This window comes from Vagococcus sp. QWL-13 (assembly GCF_058683555.1).
On sequence record NZ_CM178746.1, the window covers coordinates 1507879 to 1519778 of the forward strand.

At 40.3% G+C, this 11900-nt stretch carries 15 protein-coding genes and 1 riboswitch; all 15 genes read left to right on the forward strand.

All coding sequences use genetic code 11. From position 1 onward, the window contains the following. The first annotated feature begins 24 nt into the window (after positions 1-24). A complete protein-coding gene (locus AC4PHI_RS07020; RefSeq protein ID WP_492199208.1) occupies positions 25-297 on the forward strand; it encodes a BMC domain-containing protein in 273 nt (90 codons plus the stop codon). Positions 298-344: 47 nt separating this feature from the next. Then, a complete protein-coding gene (locus AC4PHI_RS07025) occupies positions 345-899 on the forward strand; it encodes a cob(I)yrinic acid a,c-diamide adenosyltransferase (RefSeq protein ID WP_492199209.1) in 555 nt (184 codons plus the stop codon). 47 nt (positions 900-946) lie between these two features. Then, a riboswitch (adenosylcobalamin (AdoCbl) riboswitch) is annotated at positions 947-1094 on the forward strand. Between the two features lie 264 nt (positions 1095-1358). Continuing rightward, a complete protein-coding gene (locus tag AC4PHI_RS07030) occupies positions 1359-2498 on the forward strand; it encodes a 1-propanol dehydrogenase PduQ (RefSeq protein ID WP_492199210.1) in 1140 nt (379 codons plus the stop codon). Between the two features lie 61 nt (positions 2499-2559). Next, positions 2560-2886: a BMC domain-containing protein gene (locus AC4PHI_RS07035; protein WP_492201556.1), complete on the forward strand. Its 327-nt coding sequence runs from the start codon at positions 2560-2562 to the stop codon at positions 2884-2886. 23 nt (positions 2887-2909) lie between these two features. Next, on the forward strand, positions 2910-3482 hold the full coding sequence (locus AC4PHI_RS07040; protein ID WP_492199211.1) for an ANTAR domain-containing response regulator: 573 nt from the start codon (positions 2910-2912) through the stop codon (positions 3480-3482). Positions 3483-3598: 116 nt separating this feature from the next. Continuing rightward, the gene (eutA, locus tag AC4PHI_RS07045) at positions 3599-5032 is read left to right on the forward strand and encodes an ethanolamine ammonia-lyase reactivating factor EutA (protein ID WP_492199212.1); all 1434 of its coding nucleotides are present in this window, start codon (positions 3599-3601) and stop codon (positions 5030-5032) included. Positions 5033-5082: 50 nt separating this feature from the next. Further along, positions 5083-6447: an ethanolamine ammonia-lyase subunit EutB gene (locus AC4PHI_RS07050; RefSeq protein WP_492199213.1), complete on the forward strand. Its 1365-nt coding sequence runs from the start codon at positions 5083-5085 to the stop codon at positions 6445-6447. A 19-nt stretch (positions 6448-6466) separates the two neighbouring features. Next, positions 6467-7375, forward strand: a complete 909-nt coding sequence (gene eutC, locus AC4PHI_RS07055) for an ethanolamine ammonia-lyase subunit EutC (protein ID WP_492199214.1) — start codon at positions 6467-6469, stop codon at positions 7373-7375. 13 nt (positions 7376-7388) lie between these two features. Beyond that, complete coding sequence (eutL, locus tag AC4PHI_RS07060; protein WP_492199215.1) at positions 7389-8042, forward strand: ethanolamine utilization microcompartment protein EutL; 654 nt, start codon at positions 7389-7391, stop codon at positions 8040-8042. Between the two features lie 17 nt (positions 8043-8059). Continuing rightward, positions 8060-8662 carry a BMC domain-containing protein gene (locus AC4PHI_RS07065; RefSeq protein WP_492199216.1) on the forward strand — a complete coding sequence of 201 codons (603 nt, stop codon included), beginning with the start codon at positions 8060-8062 and terminating at the stop codon, positions 8660-8662. A gap of 15 nt (positions 8663-8677) precedes the next feature. Then, a complete protein-coding gene (locus tag AC4PHI_RS07070; RefSeq protein WP_492199217.1) occupies positions 8678-10153 on the forward strand; it encodes an acetaldehyde dehydrogenase (acetylating) in 1476 nt (491 codons plus the stop codon). Between the two features lie 38 nt (positions 10154-10191). Next, on the forward strand, positions 10192-10467 hold the full coding sequence (locus AC4PHI_RS07075; RefSeq protein ID WP_492199218.1) for a BMC domain-containing protein: 276 nt from the start codon (positions 10192-10194) through the stop codon (positions 10465-10467). A gap of 73 nt (positions 10468-10540) precedes the next feature. Then, positions 10541-11170, forward strand: a complete 630-nt coding sequence (eutD, locus tag AC4PHI_RS07080) for an ethanolamine utilization phosphate acetyltransferase EutD (protein WP_492199219.1) — start codon at positions 10541-10543, stop codon at positions 11168-11170. Between the two features lie 7 nt (positions 11171-11177). After that, the gene (locus AC4PHI_RS07085; protein ID WP_492199220.1) at positions 11178-11603 is read left to right on the forward strand and encodes a hypothetical protein; all 426 of its coding nucleotides are present in this window, start codon (positions 11178-11180) and stop codon (positions 11601-11603) included. A gap of 14 nt (positions 11604-11617) precedes the next feature. Next, positions 11618-11884 carry a EutN/CcmL family microcompartment protein gene (locus tag AC4PHI_RS07090; RefSeq protein WP_492199221.1) on the forward strand — a complete coding sequence of 89 codons (267 nt, stop codon included), beginning with the start codon at positions 11618-11620 and terminating at the stop codon, positions 11882-11884. Positions 11885-11900: the final 16 nt, after the last annotated feature.

An 11900-nucleotide genomic window follows, 5' to 3' on the forward strand; every position in this document is an offset into this window, starting at 1 on the left:
TTGTGAATGAAGGAGGAAGTCAGTATGAGTTTAAATGCATTAGGAATGGTTGAAACTAGAGGATTGGTAGGGGCTGTTGAAGCTGCAGACGCTATGGTCAAAGCAGCAAATGTCACTTTGATCGGTAAAGAACAAGTGGGTGGGGGACTTGTCACTGTTATGGTTAGAGGAGATGTGGGCGCTGTAAATGCTGCAGTTGATGCTGGAAGAGTGGCTGCTGAAAAAGTTGGCGAATTATTGTCTACTCACGTTATTCCAAGACCTCATTCAGAAGTTGAAGTGATTCTCCCGAAATAACCTCGTTTAATCTTATTGATTTTAGCTAATGCGGGAAGGAGATAAATATGCAAATATATACCAAGTCAGGAGACAAAGGACAGACGTCTATTATCGGCGGTTTCAGAATGAGTAAAGCCTCTATCAGAGTCAGCGCTTATGGTGAAGTAGATGAACTGAACTCATACTTGGGCATCATCATCAGTAAAATGAAATCTTTCATGGCTGTTAAACGGGAACTTCAGGAAATCCAGCAGATTCTGTTTGACTGCGGCACTGATTTAGCCACCCCTGACGGATCGAAAGGATTTCGTACGGGTGCTGAGAGTACAGAATGGCTGGAGGAGATGATAGATAGATATGAGCCTATACCTCCTGCGATAACAGAATTTATTTTGCCCGGCGGTTCCGAGCTGGCGGCACAGCTGCATTATGCACGAGCCACAGTCCGAAGAGTAGAACGAACGGTTGTTGCTCTGCAAAATGAAGAGCCGATCAACCCGGAAGTTTTAAAATTCTTAAACCGACTGTCTGATTACTTTTATGCACTAGCACGATTTATCAATTTTAGAGAAGGAAATCAAGACATTTCTTATCGAAGAAATATCAAGGTTTTTCATTAGACTATTTACTCGTGAAAAAATATGTGATAAAATATGTTCAACGAAAACTTAGATGAAACACTTTTGCTTTGGATGGAAGTTTGGTTAGAATCCAACACGGTCTCGCCACTGTATTAAGCTTTTGCTTTAAGTCAGGTCTTTCCAAGGAAAAAGTCAATATGTGTGGCCGTTTCGATGCAAAATGGTCGCATGCTCATCGTTAGGGATTTTTTTGACCTTAAGGTTTTCTCTAACGGAAATATCTGATACAACGGCGTTTCATTTACACAAGGATGTGTGGATGTGTCCGTTTCGATAGGTAAAACTCATTTGTTTCATTCATGTTATCTAATAAAATAATGTAGCACGTCGCAGTGTTATTATGGCAAAGATGCCTAAGTAGAACAGGGTAGAACTCTCTTTTATTTAGGCATCTTTATTTTATTTTTGGCATACTAATGAAGGGATGGTGATCTATGAATGTCAGTGGTTGAATATCCAACACGTATTTATTTGGATGAAGACGCTAAAAACTACTTAAAAAATTTAAAAAACGAAAAAATTATCATTGTAACTGATGGATTCATGGCTAACACTGGAAGTTTTCAAGGTTTAATGAATTGGATTACTTCGGAAAATGAATGTCAAATTTATTCTGATGTGGTTACAGATCCGCCGATAGAAAACATCATAGCGGGGGTCAAACATTTTGAAGCGTTTAATCCAACTGTTATCATCGGGTTTGGCGGCGGCTCTCCGATGGATGCTGCCAAAGCTATGAAATATTTTGCAGAGAAGAGCGGCGCTATTAAAGAAAACCGCTTCATCGCAATACCCACTACCAGCGGCACCGGTTCTGAAGTAACAAATTTTGCAGTTATTACAGATGATGAAAAAGGACAAAAATATCCTCTAGTAACTGCCGATATCCAGCCGGATGATGCTTTGCTGATTACAGATTTTGTATTGTCTGTACCAGGGAAAGTAACTGCGGAGACAGGCATGGACGTATTAACTCATGTCATTGAGTCCTATGTTTCAACAGAGACATCATTATTCAATGAAAGTCTCTGTGAAAAAGTTGTACAAGTTGTTTTTGATGAACTATTCAATTGTTATAAAAACGGGTCGAATCTTGAAGCTAGACGTAAGATGCATTATGCTTCTTGTATGGCAGGAATGGCTTTCAATACGACATCATTGGGAGTCGTTCACGGACTGGCCCACTCTCTGGGAGGGCGTTACCATTTGATACATGGTCGCTTGAATGCGGTGATCCTGCCCATGGTGATTGAATTTAATGCCGGTGTGGGTGACTTTTCATCAAGGTTCCAAGAAGAGACGGCTAAAAGATATGCTCACTTGGCTTCATTGCTTGACGGTGAAAAATATTCACCTAAAGCAGGGGCACTCGCTTTAGTTAGAGCAATTCGCCGTCTAAATCAAAAACTTGGGCTGCCTGAAAATTTATCTCACGAAGGAGTTGATTCTTCTCAAGTGCGTAAAGATCTTCCGGAGATTGTCAGCGCAGTATTAGCTGATAAATGCACTTTAACGAATCCCGTTCAGCCTTCGACACAAGATATAGAACAAATCATCCGTAAGCTGTTTCTAGTATAACTGTTTGGAACCGGGGATGATAAAAGGAGGGTTCCAATTGCCAGAATTTGAGAAACAACGTATGATTCAAGAGTATGTACCTGGTAAACAGGTCACTATCGCCCATATCATTGCAAGTCCGGATAGCGAAGTTTATCAAAAAATCGGCTTGTCAGAAGATGAAGGCGGGGCTATAGGGATTCTGACACTAACACCTAGTGAAGTGTCGATTATTGCTGTAGATATCGCTCGAAAGAGTGCAGCAATTTCTATAGGTTTTGTTGATCGTTTCAGCGGAACAGTGGTGATTTGCGGGGATGTTTCATCCGTTGAATCAGCCTTAAGAGAGGTGGTTAACACTTTAACAACAGTTCTTGGATTTCAATCTATTCCGATAACAAAAACTTAAATTATTAGAAGGATGTGCCATCTATGAATGGAAAAGTTGTCATCGTAGACGATGAGCCAATTACAAAAATGGATATCCGCGGTATTCTAGAGTATCGAGGTTACGATGTGGTAGCCGAAGCCTCAGACGGAATCGCCGCAATTGAAGTATGTCGTGAACAGGTGCCTGATGTGGTTTTAATGGATATCAAAATGCCGATACTCGATGGATTAAAAGCAAGTAAAAGGATACTTGATGAGCAGTTGGCAAAAGCAGTCGTTCTATTGACCGCATACAATGATACCAAATATATCGAAAAAGCCAAGGAGTACGGCGTATCGGGATATATCGTCAAGCCTATTGATGAACGGTCTTTGATTCCAACATTGGAAGTTGCTATCGCAGCCGGTAAAAAACGGCAAAAATTAGAATCCACCTGCGAAAAACTAGAGAAAAAACTTGAGGATCGCAAAAAGATTGAACGTGCAAAAGGAATTTTGATGGATGAACAAGGTATTACTGAAGAACAAGCATATCAACTCATGCGAAAGTTATCAATGGACCGACGTTGTCCAATGATTGAGATTGCTGATATGTTGTTGATTGGTTTGGAATAATTCATTCGACTAATTAAATAAGAGGAAACATAGATGTTTTCTTACACTAGCAAAGACGCTAAGAAGAACCCGCAAGGAGAAAGTTCTTTTTGGTGTCTTTTTTTGGAGGTGTATAAATGAATGATGAAATGATTAGTGTTGGAATAGATTTAGGAACGTCAACAACTCAAATGGTAATTTCTCGTTTGACTATAAAAAATATGGCTTCATCGTTCACTATTCCAAGAGTGGAAATTACGGAAAAGGAAATCATTTATAAAAGCGATATCATTTTCACTCCCCTGATTAATGAACAAGAGATAGATGTAGAAAAAATCAAAAAGTTTTTAGACAATGAATACTTGAAATCCGGGTTTGAGCGGACGGATATACACATTGGAGCTGTAATTATTACCGGAGAAACCGCCCGTAAAGACAACGCAGAGAGTGTGCTGCAGGCAATGAGTGGTTATGCTGGCGATTTTGTAGTCGCAACAGCCGGTCCTGACTTGGAAAGTATCATTGCAGGGAAGGGAGCAGGTGCTCAAACTTATTCCAAAGAGCATCATACTTCTGTGGTGAATTTTGATGTTGGAGGCGGTACAACCAATTTAGTTATCTTTAAAGATGACGACATAGAATCTACTGCCTGTTTTGATGTTGGCGGAAGAGTCGTTAAACTAATACCTCAGACAATGGAGGTAAGTTTTATTACTCCCAAGGTTTTGCAGATTATTGAAGCAGAAGGCCTGAATATCAAAATCGGTGAGAAAACAACATTAACAGATTTACAAAAATTAGCTTCTATTTTAGCTAACGTACTGGAAAACTCTGTGGGTGTGGGAGATACATCCCCATATTTCGAATTGCTGATTACCCACAAACCTTTACAAATTAATTCGAAAATCCATAATATTTCCTTTTCCGGCGGGGTGGCAGATTGCCTGCTAGGAAAAAATGACTACGAAGATATGTTTATCTACGGAGACATTGGTGTACTTTTAGGCGAAGCCATTAAGAATTCTCAATTGATGACAGAGTTTAATGTGATTGATTCCGTGGAAACTATCCGTGCAACAGTGGTTGGGGCAGGTTCCCACACTACAAACGTGAGCGGCAGTACGATAACTTACCAAAAAGAGAGTTTGCCAATTCAAAATCTCCCGGTATTAAAGCTGTCATCAGATGATGAAAAAGAACAATTTGCGCCTTTAAGAGAGTCAATCAAAGAAAAAATCAATTGGTACTTGATTGATGACCAACTCCAAGCTATCGCAATTTCCATGGTTGGAATAAAAAATCCAAGTTTCAAACAGATCCAGCATATAGCTGCTGAAATTTTAGCAGGGGCAGCACCGCTTCTTGATCAGAACTTGCCATTGATTGTTGTGGTGGCAGAGGATAACGCCAAGGCGTTAGGACAATCTATTTTCAATCGCTTACCCAAGGATTATCCTTTTGTCTGTATTGATAATGTTTTTGTCGAAAATGGGGATTACCTTGATATCGGTTTGCCCGTTGCTGACGGGAATGTCTTGCCGGTAGTTGTGAAAACTTTAGTATTTGAGTGAAAAAGTGATTTTTCGAGTATAAATAGAACACAAAGGAGGATTTATTTAGAATGATTTTAAAAACTAAATTGTTTGGAAAAGTGTATCAATTCCACTCAGTAAAAGAAGTGCTTGCAAAAGCAAATGAAGAAAAATCTGGAGATCTTTTAGCCGGAATTGCCGCTGAATCTTCAGAAGAACGTGTGGCTGCACGTGTCGTCTTGGCTCAACTAACAATGGAGGATTTATTTAATAATCCCGTGGTTCCTTATGAAACTGATGAGGTAACACGAATCATCATTGATGATTTAAACATGCGTATTTACAACGAGATCAAGCACTGGACAGTTGAAGAATTGCGTGAGTGGCTACTAGATTTAAAAACAACTGATTTCGAAATAAAACGCATCTCAAGAGGCTTGACTTCGGAAATGGTCTCTGCCGTGGCAAAATTGATGGGCAACCTTGATTTGATCTATGTCGCTCAAAAGATAGAAATTACTAAAACATGTAATACAACAATAGGAAAAAGAGGCACCTTTTCTGCCAGAGTTCAACCGAATCACACTACCGATGATGTGGACGGAATTATGGCTAGTTTAATGGAAGGTTTATCTTATGGTGCGGGTGATGCTTTAATTGGTTTGAATCCAGTTGACGATTCGACAGAGAGTGTGATACGTATCTTAAACAAATTTGAAGAGTTTCGCAGCAAATGGGAAATACCAACACAAACTTGTGTTTTGGCCCATGTGAAGACTCAAATCGAAGCAATGAAAAAAGGTACTCCGACAGGCTTAGTTTTCCAATCAGTCGCCGGTTCCGAAAAAGCCAACAAAGCTTTTGGATTTAATGCTGCTGATTTGGAGGAGGCAAAACATTTGGCACTGACTACCGGACAAACGGTTGGTCCTAACGTAATGTATTTCGAAACAGGTCAGGGTGCCGAGCTCTCCTCCGATGCACATTTTGGAGCCGATCAGGTAACAATGGAAGCGCGCTGCTACGGGTTTGCTAAACGATTCGATCCTTTTGTTGTCAATACTGTAGTTGGGTTTATCGGTCCTGAATACCTGTATGATTCTAAACAAGTTATCCGTGCAGGTTTGGAAGATCATTTCATGGGTAAACTGTCCGGTATTTCTATGGGAGTAGATATTTGCTATACCAACCATATGAAGGCTGATCAAAACGATGCTGAAAATCTATTAGCTTTGTTGACGATGGCAGATGTTAACTATGTCATGGGAATCCCTAATGCTGATGATATCATGCTGAATTATCAGACAACAGGCTATCATGAAACTGCAACAATGAGGGAAATCGCTAACAAACGTCCGATTCGTGAATTTGAACTATGGTTGGAAAAAATGGGCATTATGGAAAACGGCAAATTAACAGAACGTGCCGGCGATGCCTCAATATTCTTAAGATAGTAGGAGGAGGGATAAAAAAATGAATGAAAAAGAATTAAAACAAATGATTGTTTCAATTTTAGAAGGAATGGCGGTAGAGGGCGCGAATCAAGGCGTCGTAGCACCTGCTAAAACTGAATCATGCGATGCAGACACTGCAAATATTGAAGAAGATGGGATTCTTGATGATATCACAGAAGTAAACATCCGGACTCAATTTTTAGTACCTGATCCTTATGATCGTGAAGGCTACCTGAAAATGAAAGAACGCACCCCTGCTCGTCTTGGCTTATGGCGTGCCGGTCCCCGTTATAAGACACAACCTTTGCTTCGTTTCAGAGCAGATCATGCAGCGGCTCAAGATGCAGTTTTCTCATATGTGAGTGATGAGCTGATTGAGGAAATGAACTTTGTTTCAACGATTACTGAATGTCAAGATAAAGACGAGTATGTCACACGTCCGGATTTGGGAAGAAGATTTGATGAGGAAAATGCTGAAAAAATTAAAAAAGCCGTTGGACCAAATCCTAAAATAGTGATGATGGTGGGCGATGGCCTAAGCTCTGCGGCTATTGAGGCTAATATCAAAGATGTTTTACCTTCAATCCAGGAAGGATTAAAAACATACGGTCTTTCATTTGATGAAAAACACATTATTTTTGTTAAACATGCACGTGTTGGTGCGATGGATCATATCGGTGAAATTACAGGTGCAGACGTTGTTTGCTGTCTCATTGGCGAACGTCCCGGCTTGGTCACTTCTGAAAGTATGAGTGCCTACGTTGCTTATCGTCCGACAGTTGGTATGCCGGAAGCAAATAGAACGGTTATTTCTAACATACATCAGGGTGGAACTCCTGCTGTAGAAGCCGGAGCTTATATTGCCGAACTTATCAAGAGAATCTTAGAACATAAGAAGTCAGGTCTCGACCTGAAAGAAGCAGAATAGGAGGAGTGACCAAATGATAAATGAAAGGCTTGGAGCAGATGTCCTTGCAGTAAAAATCATTGCCAATGTGACCCCAGGCATGGTAAAGGAGTTCAATCTTTTACCAGAACACAGAAGTATCGGACTTATCACATCCAATTGTGATGATGTAACTTATATTGCTTTGGATGAGGCAACAAAAGCTGCGAACGTAGATGTTGTTTATGCAAAAAGTTTCTATGGCGGTGCAGACAATGCGAACACTAAACTAGCAGGAGAGGTGATTGGTATTATTGCCGGGCCTAGCCCTGCTGAGGTGAAAAGTGGTTTATCTGTTGCCGTTCAGGAAATCGAAGAAGGTGCCAGTTTTTATAGCGCCAACGAAGATAATACTATCAGTTACTTAGCCCACTGTGTTTCCAGAACAGGTTCTCACCTTGCCAAAGAAGCAGGGGTAGCTGAAGGCGAAGCAATCGCTTATCTAATCGCACCGCCTTTGGAGTCAATGTATGCTTTAGACTTGGCTTTAAAATCAGCAGCAGTGGAATTGGCTGCCTTCTATGGACCACCATCAGAAACAAACTTTGGTGGTGCACTGTTAACAGGAAGTCAATCAGCCTGTAAAGCCGCCTGTGATGCCTTTGCTGACGCTGTGAAAATGGTTGCTGCTAATCCGACTCAATTTTAGAAGTGTGGTGAAAAAGAATGCAAGCTCTTGGGCTTATTGAAGTAAACGGGTATCTGGCAGGAATCTCTGCTGCCGATACAGCATTAAAAGCAGCAAATGTTACTTTATTGTTTTCTGAAAGAATCAGAGGGGGATTAAGTACCATACTTTTAATTGGTGATGTTGCAGCTATTCAAGCGGCTGTGGACGCTGGGAGTAAAGAAGCCGAAAGACTTGGGCAGTTACTTTCAAGCCATGTCATTCCACGGCTTGATGAACAAACGAAGAAAATTTTAAAAAAATCAGCAGAAAATAGTCAAACGAAAAAGCCGCTTTCAAGGGAAGATGCCTCGAACCTTAGCAAAAAGATTAAAGCTGAAATGGCAAGTGGAGGAAAAAAAGAATCACTAACACAGGCAACAGATGAAGAAAAAGAGTCAAGCCAAGTAAAAAAATCTTCTAATGCCAAAGAAAAGCAGCTGTCCAAATCTGACAAAAACACTAAAACTGATGAGAAGAATTTACCAGTTCCAACTCCTAAAAAAGAAGAGAAACAATCAAAAAAAGCTGCTGAGAACTCAAAAACAAAAAAAACATCTGAAGCTAAAAAGAAATCTGGAACAAATCAGAAAAAAAAATAAGGGGGTTTTTGCTAGATGGAATTTGATAAAGATTTGAGATCTATTCAGGAAACACGCACATTAATCAAAGAAGCAAAAGCTGCTCAGTTAATTTTAGCAGAAATGAATCAGCAGAAAATTGATAGAATTTGTAAGGCTATTGTTGATGCTGCTTATGACAATCGGGTTAAATTAGCAAAAATGGCATGTGAGGAAACTGGTTTCGGAATTTGGGAAGATAAAGTTATCAAGAATCTGTTTTCTTCCATAAATGTTTGGGAAGCTATTAAAGATATGAAAACCATTGGTATCATTGCCGAAGATAAGGAACAAAAAATTATTGATGTGGCTGTTCCCATGGGTGTTGTTGCCGGATTGATTCCTTCAACAAATCCGACTTCTACGGTTATTTATAAGGCTTTGATTGCCATTAAAGCAGGAAACAGTATCGTTTTTTCTCCCCATCCTAATGCTTTAAACTCTATTAAGGAAACTGTTAAAATTCTAAATGAAGCAGCTGTCAATGCGGGATGCCCAGAAGGAACCATCGGAATCATTACACAACCAACGTTAGAGGCTACCAATGCCTTGATGAAAGATCCTGATACTGCAGTTATTCTGGCTACAGGAGGGTCTGCGATGGTTAAAGCTGCTTACTCTTCCGGTAATCCAGCCATCGGTGTAGGTCCAGGCAACGGTCCTGCTTTCATTGAAAAATCGGCTGACATTTCTCAAGCGGTTAGAAGAATTATGGATTCGAAAACGTTTGATAACGGAACTATTTGTGCCTCAGAGCAAAGTATTATTGTCGAAGCCGATAATAAATCAGCTGTGGTGGCTGAACTTAAAAAACAAGGTGCTTATTTCTTGTCAAAAGAAGAAGCTGATAAGCTCTCAGTTTTTATTCTTCGGCCTAATGGAACGATGAATCCGGCAATTGTCGGTAAAAGTGTTCAGACTATTGCCAAGTTAGCAGATTTATCAATTCCAGCAAGTATACGTGTATTAATCGCTGAAGAGACAAACGTCGGCAGGGATTATCCTTATTCACGAGAAAAACTGGCTCCAATTTTAGGAATGTATACGGTAAATAACAGTCAAGAGGCTTTGGCAAAAGCAACTGAAATTCTCATGCACGAAGGTGCCGGTCATTCAATGATGCTCCATTCGGAAAATCAGAACGTCATCAACGAATTTGCTTTAAAGATCCCTGTTTCAAGATTATTGATAAACACAGGGGGATCGACTGGGGGCATAGGCGCAACAACTAACCTTTTCCCAGCTTTAACGCTAGGATGCGGCGCTATTGGGGGAAGCTCAACTTCAGACAATATCAGTCCCATGAATCTGCTTAATGTACGCAGAGCGGCATGCGGAATTAGGGAACTGGCAAGTTTAAGAGAAGAACCTGAAAAATCAAAACCTGCTATCGCCATGAGTGTAATCACAAAGAGCGAAACAGATGAATTAGTCGACTTGATTGTCGGTAAAATATTAACTCGGTTACAATAATTTTGTAATATAAACCCATAAATTAGGAGGATATAGAAATGAATGCAAACGCACTAGGAATGATTGAAACAAAAGGTTTAGTAGGAGCAATTGAAGCAGCTGATGCAATGGTGAAGGCAGCAAATGTGACCCTAATCGGGAAAGAACAAGTTGGAGGCGGTTTGGTAACTGTTATGGTTCGCGGTGATGTTGGTGCTGTAAAAGCGGCAGTTGATGCTGGTGCAGCAGCAGCTGAACGCGTAGGCAACTTGTTGTCTGTTCACGTAATTCCTCGTCCACACACTGAAGTCGATGCTATCTTGCCTCAAGCTTAATCAGTCATAGGACAAATATGTCTGACAAGAAGTCCTTTAAAGGACTTCTTGTCAAGTAGGAAAAGGTGAGCGAATGGATGAAAAATTTATTGATTTGATCGTAGATCAGGTCGTCCAAAAAATCGGTGAACAAAAACACTTCCAAATCGAAGCAAGCGGCAGGCACGTCCATCTTTCCCAAGAACATTTAGAGTTATTATTTGGCGAAGGTTATGAATTATCAATTTCGAAATTTCTCTCACAACCTGGCCAATTTGCTTCTAAAGAGCGGGTGACTCTCTTGGGACCGAAAGGGGCGCTGCACAATGTGGTTGTCTTGGGTCCGGTTAGGAAAAAATCACAAGTCGAAGTTTCATTGACCGATGCCACCTCGCTTGGCATCAAGGTGCCTGTAAGAGAGAGTGGGGATATTTCAGGCACGCCTGGTGTGATTTTAGTTAACGGCAGCCGTTCAGTGGCTTTATCAGAAGGATTAATTGTTGCGAAACGGCACATACATGTGGCTGAAAAAGATGCCGAAAAATTCAATGTCAGTCATGGGGAAATCGTGAAAGTAAAAATTCAATCAGAGCAAAGATCACTCATTTTTGATGATGTGGTAATCCGTGTAAGTCCAAAATTTGCTACAAGTATGCATATTGACTACGATGAGGCCAATGCATGCGGTTTTTCAAAAAAAATGACAGGTACCATAATAAAGTAGGGATAAAATGAATGAAAAAATGATTGAACATTGGGTACAGATTATCGCCGATGAGATTGAAAAACGGCTTACATTAAATTCATCCGGTAATCTGATCTATTTGACCAAAGAGTCGTTTGTTCTTCCCGATAATACAGAAAAAATTTGGCGTAAAAAATTGCGTTTGAAAAACTCTATCCCGTTATATGTTTTGCCAAATATAAGTCTGGATAGTTTGGCACGCTTAGCTTTGCTTCAGCCTCAAACTGAAAGTGAAAAGGAATTTGTATCGCTTTTATCCAAGGGAGAAAAAGTGATTGTTATAAAGGAAGGTCGAACGTATCAAGACATTTTAGATTCCGCCAGATACGGATTTAAAAAAAGAATTCTGGAATATGAAAATATGCTTTATCTCTATGGGATAGAATTTTTATCCTTAAAGGAAAAAGAATGAATAGGGGGGGTTAGATGCTGATCGGAAAAGTGACAGGCAGTGTTTGGGCCACTAGAAAAGATGAAAAACTAAACGGATTAAAATTTTTAGTCGTGAAGCTTAATCCTACATATGGCATATCAGGTTCTACTCTGGTTGCAGCAGATAATGCTGGAGCAGGTGTTGGGGACACTGTGTTGATCACGACGGGCAGCTCTGCCAGGTGTTCTTTTCAAGAAAACATAACAATTCCAGTGGATGCCACAATTGTGGGGATTATTGATTCCATTGAGGTTGAATAAAAAGAAAAGGAGCAGG